Genomic DNA, 22,172 nt, shown 5'->3' on the forward strand with positions numbered 1-22,172 from the left:
CTTTTATCTATATAGTGTAAAATGTCCCATTATTTTCTTCTCTTGACCTGATAACTCTTTAAAGTAAATAGTATACCAATAATCTCCTGATGGTAACGGAGTACCTTCATAAGTACCATCCCATCCTTCAACGGTTCCTTTAAAGTCTGCAATATTACGTGCATATCTATCATAAATAAACACTTTAATATCGTGATAATCTTCCACTTCACGAGGGTACCAGTAATCGTTTATTCCATCTCCATCTGGTGTAAATAAGTTTGGAATAAATATAGATATGTACTCTCCTCTTACAGTTACCGTAACCTCACAACCTCTAGCATCTCTAACTGTAATGGTATAGTCTTTTGTTTGTAAAATTAAGAACTCATTGTCTGGTCCGAAATCACCTCCGTCAACACTATACTCATAAGGTGGTAATCCGAATGAAGCGTTTGCTATTAGCGTGTTTTTAACCGAATCGTCTATATCTAAGGTTAGTGGTTGATAATCTACTATATCAATAGGACTACTAGTAGAACTTTGAGAGCAAGAGCTTATTGTATGTGTTGCTGTAACATAATAACCTGATCCTGCTGGCACATCAATAAACTCACCTGTCGTGTTGGTCGCTATTGGTGTATTTGCCCCATCATATAATGTATACGACATGTTATTTCTGTAAGTATCATCTACTATCGCTAAGATAATATTGCCTGTTGGACACGTATATTCAAAATCTACTGTTAACTGTAGGTCTACCGGTTCTCCTGTAGTTACTCGAATAGGATCTACAACATTACAACCTGCTTCATCTCTCACAGTTATATAGTACGATGTACCTGCTTGAATATTTTCAGTAGCACCTAATACTATTGTATTAGTAGTATACTGCGTAGATAACTCAACATTATTAATACTTACATAATAAGGTTGTGTACCTCCTTGTACGTCTAAGGTTATTGTTGGTGTAGCATCGTCAATACATACTTGTTCTGTTACTCCTACTAAGGTTGCAGTAAACTCTTGTGGTTGATCAATTACTACATCAATAACATCAAGACATCCTAATTTATCTTTAACGGTAATGGTATATGTACCTGCTGTTAAGTTTCTAAATACATTATCTGTAACAAACTTATTTGTAGGGTCTGTACTAATATTATACTCATATCCTGTTAAATTTCCTCCAGAAGCTAAAACTGTAATCGTACCATCATTTCCTCCAAAACAACTTACATTAGTATGGTTTTCATCAACTACCAATGGTTCTGGCTGCTGAATTGTATGTGTTGTTGTTTCTTCAATACACTGCTCTCCAAATCTATTGGTACTTCTTACATTAATTTTGTAGGTTCCTATATCTAAACTTCCAAAACTATTTGACGCTTGCCAGTCTACAATGATATTATTGCTATCATCTAGTAGTTGGTATTCATAGTTGCCAAAACCTCCAGTAACACTTGCAGATAATACTCCATTTGCATCTCCATTACAAGTTACGAATCCAGAGTCAATAAGTAATGTTGGCACTAATGGTTCATAAGCGTCTACTGTTACTACAACTGTATCTTCACAGTTATTTTCGTCTCTTACATAGAAGGTATGAGTTCCTGCTCCTACACTAAAAATAGTTACAACACTATAATTTACTCCATCTGCACTAAACTCATATACTCCAGTACCTCCAATAGCTGACATTTCAACTGTAGCAAATGGATTATTACATGTAATATCGGCAGTTATATTAGCAGAGGCAACAACTTCTGTTGGATCAACAATATCTCTAGTTGTTATGTATTGACAACTGTATTTATTATCTCTTACTGTTATTTGATAATTAGCTCCTGCTGGTAAATTAGTAAAAATATTAGATGATTGTTCTACTCTTGTAACTCCATCAGGATACATTAATATATATGTGTAACTAATCGTTGTGTCTTGCATTTGACCTCCTGTTACATTAGTCACTTCAATACTTGCTGTATACTCTCCTTCACATTGATTTTCTACAACATTTACATCTGCATTCATCGGTACAGGATTGTCTAGTGTAAAATCAAATGTAGCGGTACATCCGTTACTGTCTTGAACTGTAGCTGTATAACTACCAGCACTTAAGCCTGTAATTCTTGTTACATTACTAAAGTTTTGAACAGTAGTACTTGTTGTATTGTTTACTAACTGATATTGATAAACTCCCCAACCACCTTCGGCTGTTAATAAGATTTCACCTGAATCAGAAATATTACAATTAATATATGTTGGCGTGCCTGATACAGATAAATCTAACGTTGGTTGCTCAATTATAAAGTTTTCTGTTTGAGATGTACAGAATGGTGTATTTGGCATTGTAATCACTACATAATATTCTCCTGGCGCTAACCCTGAAATAGTAGTAGGGGTTCCTCCTGTTCCTGAACCTGTTGCTACAGATCCTCCACCTACAACAAAAACTTCGTAATTATACACATCTGCATAAGGAGTTTCTGTACCAAAGCTTATATCTACACTTCCCGTTCCTCCAAAACATGCTCTTTGAATATTGCTTACCAATACATCAAATTCGGGAGCAGGCTCTACTGCGTGATATGTTTCAAAAATACAACCTGTAACAGGGTTTAGGATTTCAATTGTATAATTGTCTTCTGGTAAATCGATGAACACAGCTGAATCAGTTCCTAGTGAAACTACTTGTGTGGCTGTATGTCCAGTATTAGCCCCAGTTATTGTATACTCTGCATTTGCAACATCTGGCTGTACTTTTACAGTAATATTCTCTCCAGTACTACAATCAATTGCTTTGTCTACTGTAATAGTAGCATCTGTCATTGGTGTAAAAGGAGTTATTACTGCTGTATCTGAACCGAAACAATTACTATTTTCATCATATACATTTACTGTGTAAGTACCACCTGCAATATCTGTAGAGATGTATGTAAAGTTACTATCATCTTGTAATACATTACCTCCTGCATCTAAAAATACTACACGAATATAATTCCCTGTTCCTCCTGTGATTGCACTTCTATCTACCGCTATTATCGCATTATTAGTTGTATTACCTGTTGTACAAGCAAACTGCGTTACTGTAATAGCATTTGAGATATCTATTACAAGATTCTCATCAATTGTTACATTCGTTGTTGTAGCACACCCATTAGAACCAGTTCCTGTTATAGCGTACGTTCCTGCTGGTAAGTTCGCAAACACCACATTAGAACTCGATGAAACTCCACTTTCTCCATTAGGATCAGGGCTTATTGTATATGTTAATGGTAAAATTCCGTTATCCGTTGGCGTAAGGGTTATTTCTCCATCAGTACTTCCAAAACAAATGTTATTTACTGATGCTGTTGCTATAAATTCAGGTCTTATCTCTGGTTGAATTTCAATAGTTCTTGAAACATCACATACTGGTGTTGCGTCCAAATCACGCACCGTAACTGTATATGTTTGCGGTGTGGTATAGGTACTTGGAATTGTAATTGTGAACGGGTCACTAGTTACAATAACATTGGTAGCTAATGAGCCATCTACAGAACCTGAAACATCATACTCGTAATTACTAGTACCTGAAATCCAATTCACTAAATCAACAGTTATTATTCCATCTGGTGATCCTGAACAGTCTACTTTCTTTGTTTCTGCTAATGAGAAATTCACATCCGGATTAATCGTTACATTCGTTGGGGTTCCTGCATCACATCCATTTGAATCTACCACATTTACGGTATAGGTATCTGCTGGTAAATTAGTAAATGTATACGTAGTAGCTGTCAAAATTTGAGAAGACACTACCCCACCTGCATTTGATAATGTATAGGTATAAGTACCTGTTCCTCCTGCTGCATTTACTTCAATGCTTCCTCCCACTGAAGTATCACATACATTATCAAACTCAGTAACTGTAAATGTTACTGGTGTTGGGTTATCTACTATTACTCTTGTAGATCGAGGGCAACCGTTACCATCTCTTACACTAACTCTATAATCACCTGAGGCAATTCCGGTGAAAATGTTATTTGTGTTATATGTGTAACTTGCTATAACTGCTCCTGTATTGTAATCTTCTAACTGATATTCATAAGTACCCCAACCTCCTGTTGCTGTTGCTGTAATTGTAGCATCTGAATTATTTGTACAACTTACCAGTGGGTTTACAACTGCTGAAATTTGGAGTTCTGCATCTGGTTGGTAAATGGTAAAGTTTGGAGTTCTTACTTCACAGTTTGGCGTACTTCTCATCGTTACAATTACATAGTAGGTCCCTGCTTCTAAATTAGCGATAGGTGAATTCCCTGTTTGTCCTGTTAGTGTTCTATAAATAGAATCATCACTAGCATTATATACGCTATAATCATAATTACCTCCATACGGCGTTGATGCACTAAAACTCATTAACACACTACCGTCATCATTAGCTCTACAAGTTTCATTCTGAACATCCGTAATTAATAAATCAAAGGTCGGTTCTTCATCAACTGTGTAATAGCTTACTAACTCGCATCCTGTTGTTGGATTTGCTATCGTTATTTCATAATCTCCTGTCGGTAGATTATTAAAATCACCCGAAGTAACACTATTTTGTGTTACTGCAGCATAAGTGTTTCCATTAATTCCTACAATAGTAATATTTGTAGCTACTGGCACCGTAGATGTATAAGAAACCGTAATATCTTCTCCTGCTGAACAAGTTATTGCTGTATCTAATGTAACTACTGGATTGCTCAATTCATTAAATGGTTGAATTGTTGCGGAAGTTGTGCCTGAACATCCTTGATCATCATACACTACAATATCTACTGTTCCTCCAGAAATATTTGTCGTTGTAAACACAAAATTACTTGAGTCTAATGTTTCAACTGCTCCTGAATTTGGTGTATATGTAAACACAACTCGTGTATAAGTTCCTGAACCTCCTGCTGTACCAACTGGCAATTCTACTGAGGCTACATTAACTGTGTTACCTGTTGTACATGCAAACTCAGTAACATTTGGTGTACTTGGTACTACTGCTGTGTATTCTGTTACTACAATTCCAGTAATGGTTGTATCACATCCATTTGAGGCAGTACCTGTAACAGCATACGTTCCTGGCGGTAAATCGGAAATTACATTTCCTGTAATTGTTCCTGCTACTGGACTTATGCTATAGGTTATTGGTAAAATTCCATTGTCCGTAGCTGTTAAGGTTATTACTCCCGAATTATCTCCTGAACATAAGCTTGCAGTTACCTCTGGTGTAAACTCTGGTCTTATCTCTGGTTGAATTTCAATAGTTCTTGAAACATCACATACTGGTGTTGCATCCAAATCACGTACCCTAACTGTATACGTTTGCGGTGTGGTATAGGTACTCGGAATTGTAATGGTAAAAGGGTCACTGGTTATAACGACATTGCTTGCCAATGGTCCATCTACAGAGCCAGAAACATCATACTCGTAATTACTTGTTCCTGAAGTCCAATTTACTAAATCAACGGTTACTACTCCATCTGGTGATCCAGAACAATCTACTTTCTTCGTTTCTACCAATGAGAAATTCACCTTTGGATTAATTGTAACATTGGTTGGCGTACCGGCATCACATCCGTTTGAATCTACCACGTTTACCGTATAGGTATCTGCTGGTAAGTTTGTAAATGTATACGTAGTAGCGGTCAAAATCTGAGTCTCTACAACTCCACCTGAATTAGACAGCGTATAGGTATAAGTACCTGTACCTCCTGCTGCATTTACTTCAATACTTCCTCCTATTGAAGTATCACATACATTATCTATCTCAGCAATTGTAAATGTTACTGGTGTTGGATTTACTATTAGTATTTGAGTACTTGCTTCACAGTAGGTTCCTGCGACCCCATCTTTATCTCTTACTACTACGGTATAGTCTCCAGCAGGTAATCCTGTAAAGATATTGTTGGTACTATATACATTTCCTGCATAAGCAACTCCTGGGCTAGATGTTTCCTCTAACTGATATACATAAGTACCCCAACCTCCTATTGCTGTTGCTGTTACCGTTGCATCTGAACCGCTATTACAGCTTACTACCGGATTTACAACTCCAGATACTGATAAGGGATCAACTGGTTCTACAATGGTAAAATTAGCGCTTTGTGCTTCACAGAATGGAGAATTAGCTCCCATATCTATTCTTACATAATAAGTACCTGCCGATAAACCTGTAATTGTTGTTGGGGTGCCTCCAGTTCCTACACCTGTAATTGTGGTTGCTGTACCTGACGCTGTATAAACAGTATAGGTATAACCACTAGTATAAGGTGTACTAGAGCTAAAACTTAATACAACACTTCCATTACTATCTCCTTTACAATCTACATCTTCTACATCTGTTATAAGAATGTCAAAGGTCGGTTCTTCATCAACTGTGTAATAGCTTACTAACTCGCATCCTGTTGTTGGATTTGCTATCGTTATTTCATAATCTCCTGTCGGTAGATTATTAAAATCACCCGAAGTAACACTATTTTGTGTTACTGCAGCATAAGTGTTTCCATTAATTCCTACAATAGTAATATTTGTAGCTACTGGCACCGTAGATGTATAAGAAACCGTAATATCTTCTCCTGCTGAACAAGTTATTGCTGTATCTAATGTAACTACTGGATTGCTCAATTCATTAAATGGTTGAATTGTTGCGGAAGTTGTGCCTGAACATCCTTGATCATCATACACTACAATATCTACTGTTCCTCCAGAAATATTTGTCGTTGTAAACACAAAATTACTTGAGTCTAATGTTTCAACTGCTCCTGAATTTGGTGTATATGTAAACACAACTCGTGTATAAGTTCCTGAACCTCCTGCTGTACCAACTGGCAATTCTACTGAGGCTACATTAACTGTGTTACCTGTTGTACATGCAAACTCAGTAACATTTGGTGTACTTGGTACTACTGCTGTGTATTCTGTTACTACAATTCCAGTAATGGTTGTATCACATCCATTTGAGGCAGTACCTGTAACAGCATACGTTCCTGGCGGTAAATCGGAAATTACATTTCCTGTAATTGTTCCTGCTACTGGACTTATGCTATAGGTTATTGGTAAAATTCCATTGTCCGTAGCTGTTAAGGTTATTACTCCCGAATTATCTCCTGAACATAAGCTATTTTCTACAACGTGTGTAAAACTAGGTAGAACAGGGTCTTGAACTGTAACTTCCTTAGTACCTGAACATCCAGAAGTAGCATCAGAAACTGTAATATTGTAGGTTCCTGGTGCAAGCGTAATAGTTGTAGTTGTAGCTGTTCCTATATTTACTGCCGGATTACCATCTACACTATAACTATAATCACCACCAGCTCCTGAAGTAATATTTAATGTCACCTCTCCATCAACTGTACAAATTGCATTCTGAGTTACTTGTAAATTAAAGTCGATATCGGGATGAACTATAATACCTGTCAAACTATCTGTACAACCATTTGCATCTCTAACAACAACATCATAACTACCTGATGTTAATGCACTAAATGTGTGCGGGGTTGAAGTTGGTGATGTAAAAGTTCCTCCATTAATAGCATATTGATAAGGGGCTAAACCATTGGACGCAGAAACTGTAATTGTTTTATTAGTGTCACAACTTACTACAGTATCTAAATTAATTACTGGTGAAGGACTTACACTTAAGGCTACTGGTCCGAAAGTTTCAGAACAACCATTCGTATCTACAACTTCAACGGTAACGTTTACTGGTAAAGTTGTATCTACAACATCACTATAAGTTATATTAAATGTATTCCCTGTTAATGTTATAGGTGTAACTAATGTTGAATTTGTTACTGAGGTTACATTGTATGTGTATCCAGGAAAACCTCCTGAAACATTTTCTACTCTTACTGAACCATCAACGCTACATGTAATATTATTCAATACATTTAGATTCCCCGTTATAGGTGCTCCTTCTAAAATTTCTACATCTCCACTTGCCCATTGACATACTCCTCCAGAACTACTTTCTATGACTATAAAGTATAAACCTGGGTTTAAAGTTGCGGTAGGTGGCACGTTAAAAGTATAAGGATACGTTTCTGCACTTGAGATGGTACCTGTAATTCCTAAAGGTGAATCTGTTATTCCATTATACAACTCCCATCCTAGTGTATTTCCTGCTAAAACACCATCAGTATCTTCTATAGTAAACTCTATTTGCCCATTATTAGCTCCATCACATGATTGATTGTTTACAGTTGATGTAATATTGACATCAAAAGTAGAATCTATTGCTGAATAATCAATTGGATCATCATTCATTTCAATACAACCTGTACTTGTGTCCCTTACAAAGAACTGATAATTTAAACCAGGAATAATATTGTCAAAAACTTTAACCCTTGGATCTCCTATTGGATCATCAGCAGGATACCAAGTATTGGTATTTATTGGATCGTCTGTACTAATTCCAAATTCAAAAGGTCCCACACCATTAACTGCTTCTACTGTTACACTATAACCAGTAGTACAATCACCACTTGGAGTAACATTTACCACAATACCACTCACTTGGAAAGGCATTACAAATATTCCATTGTTAACTTGACACCTAATAGTAGTTCCATCCATTATTCTAATTGCTGGATAATATACCTGCCCAGGTGTTAAACCTCTAACTGAATATAAGTTATCTCCTGGTGTTGGGTGTGGTGGCACACTAATAGAATGAACTAAAGTGCTCATATCTATCCAAGTAGAACCGTCTATCGTATATTCTAAAGTATACGGAGCAAAACTTGCCAAAGTTAAACTTCCAAAATTGAAATCAATCCCCGTATTTGCCGGTGTAATAGTTGTACAATCAGTTGGTAATACTGGCTCTATATTCATTGGAATCGCTGGTGGATTCGTTAATGAGAAACTAAACGTATCACTACACCCTAAAGCATCTGTAATTGTAATTGTATACGAGTCGGCTACTAAACTGTTAAAACTAAAATTCGTTCCAGAAAAATTATTAATCGTATCAACAACTGTATTTGAACTATCTCTAATAACAATAGTATGTGGAGACTGTCCTGTATTTGCCACAATTTGACCATCTACACTACCTGCATCTCCATTACATGTTGGTTCATTTGCTGTTCCTGTAATTTCAACTGGTGTTACAGTGTCTATAACTACATTTTGAATAACATATTCACAATATGGAACTACTCCATTATTATCTCTAACATAAACATCGTAAGTACCTACTCCTCTTGTAACTGGGTTTGTTGTGCTAAAAGTCGTTGCCGCTGAACCACTCGTTACTACTGAAAACACATAAGTTCCTACACCCGTTCCTCCTGAAGGATTTATTAAAATTTCTCCGTCATTACAGCTTGCATTTGTCACATCAGCAGTAGCTAGTAATGGTGGATTAATAGTTACTGGTGTATTAACTGTACAACCTCTACCATCTTGTACGTATACTGTATACGTACCATCTGACAATCCTGTAAAAGTATAAGTATTTGATGTTAATGGTGTTGGTTGTTGCCATGTCGTACCATTTAAACTGAAAATATAATCATTGTTACCAGTGGTAACTGTTACTACAATTTGTCCATTCGTTCCATCATAACATTGAGGTTCAGCTGTAAATGTAATCGTTTCAATAGCATCTACGGTTACTGAAACTGGTGCCGATACACATCCTAATCTATCTGTAGCTACTACTGTATAAGTACCTGCTGGTACATCCGTAAATGGACTTGTAGTTGATACAGAGGCATTTGTTGAATCAAATAACTCATAGGTATATGGCCCTCCATTTCCGTTACTTGCTGTTGGGGTAATTGTTGCTCCTGTTGCTGGACTACAAGTTACTTCTTTCGTTATTGAAGCCGTTACTACAATCGCGGTTGGATCTGATAACGTTACACTTGCTAACGGTACATCACAACCTGACACCACACCAGTTGGACGTATTTGAATGTTATGTGTACCTGCTGTAAAGCCCGGTATTGCATATGGATTCACTCCTGAATTTACCCAAGTAGCTCCTCCGTCTGTTGAATAATCAAAAGAAGCGGGTGCTCCTGATGGAAAAGATGCTTCAACCGTAATGGTTCCATCTGAATCTCCAATACATGTTGGGTTCGTTTGACCTACTACTGTCGCTGTAAACTCCTGACTTGGCTCTACATTTACTGTTATCTCTGTTGTACAGTTACTTCCATACTCTACAGATACTGTATGAACTCCTACTGCTACATTGTTAAATACATTATTCCCTGTTTGCGATGTTCCTCCATCTAATGTATAAACATAACCCGCATCTAATGGTGTAACTGTTATATTACCTGTTCCATCACAATTATAGGCTACCGATGTGCTTAATACTGGTTCTGTTGGTAAATCTGCAATCGTTACTTGATTCAAGTCTAAAATACAACCATTAGAATCTACAACTCTCGTATCATATATACCAGGTCCTAAATTCGTTACTGTAGTACTTCCTGCTTGTGTATAAGTAGTATCTGTTATTAATTTATAAAAATACAAATAAGTTGGTGTACCTCCTGTTGGAGCTGTAAATGTGATTGTTCCTAAAACAGTCCCTGAAGAACTACACATTAAATCTGTTCCTGATACGCTCCCTCCTGTTAAGGCTGATGGAACTGTAATTGTTTCTGATGATGATGATGATATACATCCATTGGCATCTGTTACTGTTACTTGGTACGTCCCATCTCCAAGACCTGTAAATGTATAATTTACATCTGTTGAAGGTCCTTGTGCTGGTGGTGAACCTGGACCCGTTACCGTTACTGTATATGGGGCTGTACCATTGGCTACTGTTACATTAATTGTTCCTGTGTCTGTACTACAATTAGGTTGTACCGATGAAGTAGTAAGCGTTGGATCTGCTATTTGATTTACCGTTACTGTAGTCATAAACTCACAGTAATTTGCCCCTCCATTCTTGTCGCGTACGTATACATTATAGGTACCTGATGGTACATTCACTGGACTCGTACTTGTCGTAATAGGTGTAATAGCATTAGAAGTTTCTTCTATATAATATTGATAGCTTCCATCGCCTCCATTCGGTGTTATAACGATTTGACCATCATTACATGTTGCACTTACCGTAGTTACTGTAGCTGTTACTTGTGGTAAAATTGTTGCCTGTTGTGTGTCATTACATCCTCTTCCATCTTGTACCATAATATCATAGGTACCGTCTGTTAATCCTGTAAAAGTATATTCTGTTGGCGTCGCTGCATTAGGTGTTTGCCATGTAGTTCCATTGTCTAAACTAAACTGGTAATCATTATTACCCGAAGTTACATTCACGGTTAATGCACCGTTTGAACCATCGTAACAAACTACCGGTGTTACAGTAAAAGCAACTGTTATTACTGGATTTACGGTTACTGAAACTGGTGCCGATACACATCCTAATCTATCTGTAGCTACTACTGTATAAGTACCTGCTGGTACATCCGTAAATGGACTTGTAGTTGATACAGAGGCATTTGTTGAATCAAATAACTCATAGGTATATGGCCCTCCATTTCCGTTACTTGCTGTTGGGGTAATTGTTGCTCCTGTTGCTGGACTACAAGTTACTTCTTTCGTTATTGAAGCCGTTACTACAATCGCGGTTGGATCTGATAACGTTACACTTGCTAACGGTACATCACAACCTGACACCACACCAGTTGGACGTATTTGAATGTTATGTGTACCTGCTGTAAAGCCCGGTATTGCATATGGATTCACTCCTGAATTTACCCAAGTAGCTCCTCCGTCTGTTGAATAATCAAAAGAAGCGGGTGCTCCTGATGGAAAAGATGCTTCAACCGTAATGGTTCCATCTGAATCTCCAATACATGTTGGGTTCGTTTGACCTACTACTGTCGCTGTAAACTCCTGACTTGGCTCTACATTTACTGTTATCTCTGTTGTACAGTTACTTCCATACTCTACAGATACTGTATGAACTCCTACTGCTACATTGTTAAATACATTATTCCCTGTTTGCGATGTTCCTCCATCTAATGTATAAACATAACCCGCATCTAATGGTGTAACTGTTATATTACCTGTTCCATCACAATTATAGGCTACCGATGTGCTTAATACTGGTTCTGTTGGTAAATCTGCAATCGTTACTTGATTCAAGTCTAAAATACAACCATTAGAATCTACAACTCTCGTATCATATATACCAGGTCCTAAATTCGTTACTGTAGTACTTCCTGCTTGTGTATAAGTAGTATCTGTTATTAATTTATAAAAATACAAATAAGTTGGTGTACCTCCTGTTGGAGCTGTAAATGTGATTGTTCCTAAAACAGTCCCTGAAGAACTACACATTAAATCTGTTCCTGATACGCTCCCTCCTGTTAAGGCTGATGGAACTGTAATTGTTTCTGATGATGATGATGATATACATCCATTGGCATCTGTTACTGTTACTTGGTACGTCCCATCTCCAAGACCTGTAAATGTATAATTTACATCTGTTGAAGGTCCTTGTGCTGGTGGTGAACCTGGACCCGTTACCGTTACTGTATATGGGGCTGTACCATTGGCTACTGTTACATTAATTGTTCCTGTGTCTGTACTACAATTAGGTTGTACCGATGAAGTAGTAAGCGTTGGATCTGCTATTTGATTTACCGTTACTGTAGTCATAAACTCACAGTAATTTGCCCCTCCATTCTTGTCGCGTACGTATACATTATAGGTACCTGATGGTACATTCACTGGACTCGTACTTGTCGTAATAGGTGTAATAGCATTAGAAGTTTCTTCTATATAATATTGATAGCTTCCATCGCCTCCATTCGGTGTTATAACGATTTGACCATCATTACATGTTGCACTTACCGTAGTTACTGTAGCTGTTACTTGTGGTAAAATTGTTGCCTGTTGTGTGTCATTACATCCTCTTCCATCTTGTACCATAATATCATAGGTACCGTCTGTTAATCCTGTAAAAGTATATTCTGTTGGCGTCGCTGCATTAGGTGTTTGCCATGTAGTTCCATTGTCTAAACTAAACTGGTAATCATTATTACCCGAAGTTACATTCACGGTTAATGCACCGTTTGAACCATCGTAACAAACTACCGGTGTTACAGTAAAAGCAACTGTAGATGGGTCGTTTAAAGGAACACTTACTGGTATACAGTTAGTTCTTGCTATGTTGATTTGTACATCATCTATAAAGTTACCTACAGTTCTATTTCCTCCAGCAGTAGACAATGCGTCGAAAGCTATAATTGTGGTAGATTGTCCAACAGGAACTGTATAGGTACCAGTATAAACTCCCCAAGCTGAGTTTCCATCTGACATTGTTTCAACCACAGATGCCGTAGCTAAGTCGTCTCCTATTTTTACGGTAGCCACATCAGTACCGCTTCTACCTCTATGAGCAACAGACCAAGAAATTACATCTCCTGGTTGTGTGCAGTACTCTTGATATAATGAAGAAACCGCATTAGCATTTAATTCTGCAAAAGAATTTCCTTCGTGTGGAGTTACTCCATTAAACCCATTATACCAAATTTCAATTAAATTATCAGCTGCTGTAGAATCCCAACCAGGTACATCGTCTTCATTTATTAACCTATAGGTGGTTGCTGTTTCTGTAGGTTGTTCGAAACCTCCATTTTCAAATAAATTAGCAGTACATCCACATTCATTACAATTTCTACTATCTCTGACCATTACAATATAGTCTGTCGCTCTTGGCGGTACATTTGTAAAAGTTGGTGATGTTTGCCAAGTAGCTCCACCATCAATACTAAATGTATATGGAGGGATTCCTCCTGTTGCTGAAGCTGTTATGGTTCCTGTGGCTGTATTACAGGTTATTTCCTGAGTTACTGATGCAGACAAGGTCAACTCAGTTGGTTGCCCAATTGTAACATTTCCTAAGTCTATCTCACACGTTTGACCTCCATCAGTTTCTCTTATTGATACATTGTATGTACCTGCGGCTAAACCTACAACTCTATACGGATTATCGGCTGTAATCGACCACGTAATTCCTCCATCTACAGAATATTCAAAACTTCCACCAATTACATTGCTAGCTGAGATTGTTACACTTCCGTTATCTGACCCGAAACATTCACTATCTGAAGAAGCTATAATACTACCCGAAAATTCTTTATTACTTTCAATAATAAAATTAACCTGTGTACTACAATCTTGCCCCTTATAATATACTAAAATCTTATGAGGCCCTGGAGCTAAATTAGGAAAGTTATTAATGTTGGTTGTTGGTCCGTCATCTAATGAATATTCAAAATTATTTTTTATTTCAGAGGCTGGCCCTAACACCACATTTCCTGTTCCATTACAATTATATGTTATTGCTGGCACTAAATTAGGCGCATTCGGAGAATCTTCAATCGTAATATCTCCAGGTATTTCATATACACATCCATTTGCATCTCGTATATACAAACGGTAAGTTCCTGGAAGTAAACTATTAAATACAGCTTCGGCAGATCCTCCTGAATCAAAAGAGTAATAATTAATACTTGTTACATTTCCACTAGTATCTACTGTACCTATACCGTAGGCATAACCTAAAGTTCCTCCAGTTTCATTAAAAAACCTAATTTTTCCTCCTGCACCACAATTGTAATCTCTTTCTTTAACTACCTCTGCACTAAGTGGTTCAGGCTCTGTTATTTCAATATTTGAAATTTGATATAAACATTGGTATGCGTTCTTAGAAGCCCTAATGTATATAGTATAATTTCCAGCTGATAAGTTTGAAAACGTTCCACTGGTGTACCAATCTGTATTATTTATGCTATACTCTATAGCATACCCTAAATTATCACTAGTTTGAACATTGATAATTCCATCATTAGCACCATTACAAGTAACATCTGTTTCTGTATGATTAAAAACCAATTCTGGTTCTACAGTTATTTCTATCGGATTAGAAATAGTATGACAATTATTATCGTCAAAGACTATAAAACGGTAGGTTCCTTCACTTCCTATAGGTACATTATATGTATAAGGATTTGCAGCTGGTGTTAAAAATGCTGTACTTGGTACGTCTGCAACACTAGCGTATAAGTCTGTTCCTTGACTTGTCCATACAGCAATATTATAATTATTTCCTGACGAGGTGTCTAATGTTCCTCCACTTGCTGTTAATTGAATAATTCCATCTGAGCTACCTGCTTCACAGGTTATGTCTTTGACTTTTAACGCTGTAAACACCAGTTCATCTGGTTCATTGATAACCACTATTTCTGAAGCAGAACATTGAGGTGTTGATACTCTAACTGTATAAGTTCCTCCATCGGTAACATCAAACGTAAAATCATTATTCGCTGTAGGACCTTCCGTTCCTACAACACTTCCTCCTTGTAATAACTCGTAGGTATAATCTCCTGGAACATTGTTTACTTGAACCCTTATTTGTGCTAAATCATTAAAGCACTGCATAGTAGTTGTAATAACATCTACATCTATATTATTTTCCTCAATATTAATTGGAGGAAAAGTATACACACACGATGCAGCTGAAGCATTGTTTACACGAATAGAAAGATTATAATTCCCCGCAGTTGTCAATCCTGAAAAAACATTACTATCCTGAAAAGCTGCACTATAGCCTCCTGGACCGGTTAAACTGTATTGATATCCACTTGGAATATTATTAATGGTAATTGAACCCGGTACGGCACAAATTATGTCTTGAGGAATTATTTCCGGAGTTAATGTTGCCTTATATACGTTAAAATAATAGCTTCTTGGACATCTTCCATCGTATAAAACATCTAAACGGAATTCCCCTGCATCGGTAAAGTTCATAGAAAACTCTCCACTCCCTACTTCATTCCAAGTACAAGCAGTACTCACATTAGGACAGCCAGATTCTGTTACATCGGCGCAAGAAGTTTCATCTAATTGAAACCATTGAACTGTTGTTGCTGAAGAAGGATCAAATGGTAAATTAATCGTTCTAGCCCCTCCGTCTCCACATAAATATATTTCTGCTAATTCTACCCCATTACTAGAGCAAGTTAATACTTGATCGGCAAAAGATTGTAATGGATTAGGTTCTGAATTATATCCTACAACATGTATCGTTTCATCAGCATTTATACAGCCTGAAGCTGCTGAAGCTATTTTATTTACGGTATAAGTTCCTTCTGCAGTTACGTCAAAAAATGGTACTGTGGTAGTTCCTAATAAGGTTCCTGAAGCATCTCTCCATTCGTACGATTCAAATCCAGCACCAGCAGTTAATGTTATACTTCCCCCACACATTACTTGTGTGGTTTCAAAAGAACACCCACTTGTATCTACTAAAAAGTTTGAAGTTCCTACTATACCAAAATCACAATCGTCAATACCAGCATAACTAGGTTCATTATTAACCACTACTCCTCCTCTAACACCTTCATACCTTGCAAATGCCTGATTTTGAATAACATTAGAACACACATCTCTTAACTGACTACAATCCGTCACCACTTGAACATGCATACGAATATTGTACAAAGCTCCGCCTTCTAGTACCATACTATCTGGCACTGACAGCTCCAATTCAGCTCTAAAACCGTTTGATGAACTAGGTGGATCATATGCAGTTATAGAAACCCCTGTTGGCAAATCGATATCAAAACGTGTTCCATCTGGAGCTACTGAACCATTAGGTGCTGTAGTTGTTAATAAATCTACATTTTTAGGTAATCTATCGGTAATTACTGTATTGCTAGCATCATCTGTTCCTACATTTTGAAAACTAATGTTATAAAATAACTCGCTACCTAAACCTACTGGAGTACCTTGTATATCATTTCCACTAGCATCTTCAATTGTTTTTATCAATTGTACTTTAGGTTCAATAATTTCAACAGCTAACGCATTTAAAAAAGGCCAATATACATCTCCACTAGTAGTAAACCTCACATTAGCAGAGGTTTGTCCATTTGTAATAACACTGTTATTAGGATTGCTTAACTGATATAAATCTACATCAAAACCTAATGTATTTTCACTATCTGGTGTACGAGAAGTTACATAGTTATCATACCTACTTATAGATCCATTAAAAAAGTTACTAGCTGGATTAACTGAAGGGGTTGATTGACTTATATATGTATTAAATATATCTTCAATTTGAAATCTATCACCAGTAATACTTCTATCTCCTTCCAAAGTTGCAGCTAACAAACTAGCTCTAACTGGTGCTGGATTTGAAGGATCTGGTCCTACTGGAACTGTAGTAAACCCTGAATATGATAAATCTACATTATTACTACCATCAATCTCAGCAAAACCGTCAAAAACAGCTATATTTTTACTAGACTCTGTTTCATTTTCATAAATAATTACCATTGTCCATCCTGCTGAACCTCCTAGTCCATTACTTACATCTTCTCCTCTAATCCCTCTAATATTAGCAGCAAAATAAGTACCGTTATGACCGTCAGGATTTACTACAGATAATCCTTTTATATCGGTAGTTATATCTTTATAACATATATAAGTAAAACCGTCATCAAAAATCAATTCCCTTTTTGTAGTATCTGTAACATCAGCTTCTATGTCTTGGTAAACACCTCCTGGTAATTTGAATTTTATCTTGTTAAAATCACTAGACCTAGAGCCCCCACTCCAGGTATCGTTAGGATATACTCCTGCCCAATATAAACCTGCATATACAACTCTAGAACAGATAGGTAAGTTTAACACATCTGAACTTGATGAGAATGTAGATCCATCGCTATCTACATCAATATACTGCATATCAAGATTACCGTTAGAGCTCGATCCGTCATAAGGATCGTTTGGATCTCTCCAATAACTATCTCTACTCAGAATGTTATTGGCAATAAAAGTAATACTTCCTTTGATATTGATACCACCAGTAGATCCATCTGGATTTATGGTACGCTGACTAAAACCAGATGCTGGTTTTGCACTTGTTAAATTTCCTTTTTGCGATAAGGATTGTCTTAAGTTTTTATATCCAACCTTTTCACTTACAACATTTGTTGGTTTTGCTTCTGGTTCTGGATTTTCCTGAGAAAAACTATAATAAGTTTGTAATACAAGTATTAATAGGGTAATTATTCTCTTCATAATTTCAATTGGGGGAATTAATTAATCAAGTTCTTCAGTTATGTTATTTAATCTGTACGATTGCTTTTCGATCGTAAAAGGCTCCATCTAAGTTTGTGTTATACATCTTAATTGCTTCTGCTCTGTCTGTTGTTTTAAAAATATAAATATGCATATACCCTGTTTTGGGGTCAACAAAATAATCTGCATCTATACCATCATTTCGTAATTCATCTACATTTCTATCTGCCAATGCTTTTTGTGAGTTTACATATACTCGTAAGTAGTATCCTGGTTCAACTCCGTTGGCATCCATTGGATAAACTCTTGCAGGTGGTTGTGTTTTAGGTTCTTCATAACTACTTAACTCTCCTCCTAAGGTGATTTTAACCACATAAACTGGATCTTTCGTAGTTTTTTTAACTTTTATAGTTGAATTATCTTTTTGCTCATCATTCTTTTCAAACAAACGTGTTTTATCGTTAAAGTCATCTACTTTTTCTTCTGCATCTTCCTCTTTGGCAAACCTATCAAGATAGACATAGTAGAGTTTTTTATTTGGTTCAAATACATATTTTGCTTCAATATCTAATCGCGACCATTTGTCTATCAAAGCTTCTGCATTTTCTTTGCTTCTAAACTGGTCTGAAACCACATAATACATCGTTCCTCCTCCACCTGAACGAGTTACCGTGCTCTTTCGCCACGGTTTATTTGATCTTCTTTTTAATGATGTATCTTTTGCTTGAACAGTGTCTTTTATGATCACTGTATTTGTAGTCGTTTTTGGTGCTGGTTGATTTTTCAGCAAACGCAACACTTCATCTACCTTTTTATTTAAAATATCAATAGAGTCTTGTGCTTGTTGAATTTCATCCGATAAATCGTTATGTTCAGGGTTTTTATATTCTACCTCTCTTTTTGGTGTTCTTTCTGGAAGGCTAACTTTTACATTACCTGTTCTTCTTTTAGGGCGCTCTCTTGTAAATGATTTTTTTCCAAAATTATAAATCAATCCTATTTCGTTAGTTGCTGCAAAACTGCTTTTTTCATAGGTAAAACCAATTGCTAAACTCTCAGATAAATTAACTCCTACTCCAGCTGAAATACCGTAGGTTTTATCATAACCAGCTTTTAACCAACCTGCTTTAGGTAAATCTATAATAGCATTGGCTCCATAACCAAACTCACCCTCTCCTGGTTTTCTCGCCATTGCTAACATTCGTATATCTGCTCCTTCAAAAAGTCCTTTAGCATAGGTAAGTTCGTATGAATACATTAAATGCCCTGAAAATGTTTTCTCTCCAAAAGAAGTAGCCATTTCGCTTTTTTTCATATTGAAGTCTAACAAATTTTCAAAAAACACGCCTACATCAAATTTCCCTATTGACAGGGTAATTGCTGGTTGAAAATTTACAACTGGTATGTCTTGATAATTAGCTATTTGAGGTTCTGGGTCGGTTGAATTTACTTTTACGCCGTCTGCACTTCTTCTACTGTATAAAAAGTTAAAACCAAAGGTTAAATCCATCGTTTCATTTAACTGCAAACGATGCGCATAGTTTGCTAGCGCACCGAAATCTTTAAACACTCCTACTTCTTGTTGGTAAATTGCCAAACCTGCTCCTACGTTTTCCCGCATTTTTCCTGAGTAGGCGGCTAAATACAATCTAGGATTGTCTTCAAATTCAACATTGCTATTCCTTACAATAGCCGAAATTGATGTTTTATTTTCTCTCAATGCAGAGAATGTAGGTACCGTTAAAAAACGATTAAATTTCATGAAGTTACGAGAGCTAAAACTATTGTATTGCTGCTCACCACCAGAAAATTGTGCTTGTACAACAAACACATTTAATACGAAAATAATAAATAAAGTAATTTTTTTTATCATCTAAATCTAATCTATTACCGATATAGTTCCTGCTTTTATCAATTTATCGTCCTTAATAATCTTATAGTAAAATATCTTCTGATTACCTAGACTTTCCATGGGCCAATCATTTTTATAATCGGTTGTTTTTAAAATTTCTTTTCCGCTAGAATTGTACAAAATAACTTCCACATTAGGTTGGTAAGCATAAGAGTTTGACAATTTCCACGTATCGTTAGCTCCGTCTTGATTTGGCGATACAATATTTGGAACTATTATTTGTCCATCTGGCTCTACCACCTCTACTGTTCTTATCACAGAACAGTCTCCTACCTTTACTGCTACTGTATAAAAACCTAAAGAGTTTACTGTTAATTCTTCTGTTGTTGACAACAAAGCTCCTGAAATATCTTCTCCTTGATACCATTCATAAGACTCTCCTCCTGATGCTGTTATAGTTGCACTTCCTCCATCTTCCATTACAACAATCTCAGAAGGTGTAATTGTTACTGCTGAATCATCAAATAAAATTACCTCTATAGGTGCTAGTTCATTATCACAGCCGTAGCCAGAATACTTCAATACATACTCTCCTACTTCTGTTACTATTAGATTTTGAGGATCAATTGGAGTAACATCATCTGTACCATCTTTAATCCATTGATACGTATAACCTGCTAAATAATTATTTATTGTATACGTTATAGAAGAACCCGCACACAATGAGTTAGAAGTTGAAGTGCTACTTATTGCTGGTACTTCAGCTAGCTTAATTATTAGCTCATTTGACGTACTTGCTATGCTATTAAAATTTACACTTAGTGTGTACGTTCCATTATCCGCATATGAATTTACTGTATATTCATTGGTTGTAACTCCAGTAGTTGCGCCATCTTTATTCCATTCAAAACCTAACATTGCAATTTGATCCGATGTTAAATCATAATTATTCCCATCCTCTCCTTCAGCCACAACACCTACTATACTTAATTTCGTATTAGACGTGTTACACTCTTCATAATCTGTTTCTGTTCTAATTGTTGCGTTAAATGAAGTTACATTTAACAGTGTAAACTTTTCAGAATCTACAACAGCATCACAAGACGAGCCACTACTTTTGGTTACCCTAGCATAATAGACCCCTGGCGTTGATGCATTTATACATAGTTGATTTCTAACAGCTGACCCCATTGTTGAACCATTTCTAAACCAATCAATTGTAACTTCAGCAGGATCTGCATCATGTGTTATACATAACTCCTTTGTTTCTCCTAGTAGTATAATTCTTTTGAGAGCTCCTTCTGTATTTACAGAATACCCTGCAGTGGTTTGTTGTTGCAGTACAACATTATTCGACGTTGTTGTACACGTTCCTGTGTCTATTTCTAAATAATAAGTCCCAAACTGTCCCGATGTCGGTGTTGTATAGGTTGATAAATTAGAGGAATGAACTAAAACCCCATCCAAATACCAGTTATAAGTTAACCCAGAACGATTTGTGTTTGCTTCAAAGGTATGTGACTCATCTCCACAAATTTCTACTGTTGAAGGACCTTTAATTTCTTTGGCTGCATTGTCTAAAATAATAACATTAGAAATTGTTGACTCTTTATATCCACATTCTCCATAATCAATTTTTACTTGATATTTTCCAGACTCCGTAACTTCCAATTTAGGCTCTTCTGTTGTGGTTAATAAAACATCATCTTTAAACCATTGATAAGCTCCATTTAGATCAGTGTTTAATATAAGTTCAGCAGATCCACTTCCACAGAGTACAACATCGTTATAATTATTTAACACCAGGTCATCAGTAGAGAATTTGTAGGCTGCAAATGAATCTGAATCGGGCCCTATCATTGCTGGTGAAGTTGACACGAGTCTCAGCTTGTAATTAGTTCCATATGTATCGTCAGGTAATCTAAATGTTCTGTTAAAATTAAATGAAGAGTTTTCTGTTGTAACTGTCCCTACATTACTTGGAGCTCCCCAATTTCCATCTGCATCAGATAATTCAATCGTAAACACATTATCTGTATTAAAAGATGAGCCTGAATAATTAAATTCCACCGGGAAATCCATAACAGAACCACTGCAAGCACTCGCAAACTGTATTTCAGGCTTTTGTAGAGTCTGAGACACAGCACTTGTTACATATAACGTAAACGCCGCTAAAAGTAGATAAATGCTTTTAGTGTATTTTTTCATTTAAGGGATCCTTTTAAAGGGGGTGTCAAATTTATAGTTTTTC

The 22,172-nt window shown here is 36.5% G+C and carries 3 protein-coding genes; all 3 read right to left on the reverse strand.

What is annotated here, in order from left to right:
- Positions 1-3: 3 nt before the first annotated feature.
- From V1T75_RS08375 to V1T75_RS08385, 3 genes are read right to left on the reverse strand one after another with little or no spacing between them, the layout of a single operon-like run.
- Complete coding sequence (locus tag V1T75_RS08375) at positions 4-18,069, reverse strand: T9SS type B sorting domain-containing protein (RefSeq protein ID WP_330488098.1); 18,066 nt, start codon at positions 18,067-18,069, stop codon at positions 4-6.
- A gap of 43 nt (positions 18,070-18,112) precedes the next feature.
- Positions 18,113-19,942, reverse strand: coding sequence for a PorP/SprF family type IX secretion system membrane protein (locus tag V1T75_RS08380; RefSeq protein ID WP_330488099.1), 1,830 nt, complete (start codon positions 19,940-19,942; stop codon positions 18,113-18,115).
- A gap of 6 nt (positions 19,943-19,948) precedes the next feature.
- A complete protein-coding gene (locus V1T75_RS08385; RefSeq protein WP_330488100.1) occupies positions 19,949-22,129 on the reverse strand; it encodes an Ig-like domain-containing protein in 2,181 nt (726 codons plus the stop codon).
- Positions 22,130-22,172: the final 43 nt, after the last annotated feature.

The organism is Tenacibaculum sp. FZY0031 (assembly GCF_036350695.1).
Classification (GTDB): domain Bacteria; phylum Bacteroidota; class Bacteroidia; order Flavobacteriales; family Flavobacteriaceae; genus Polaribacter.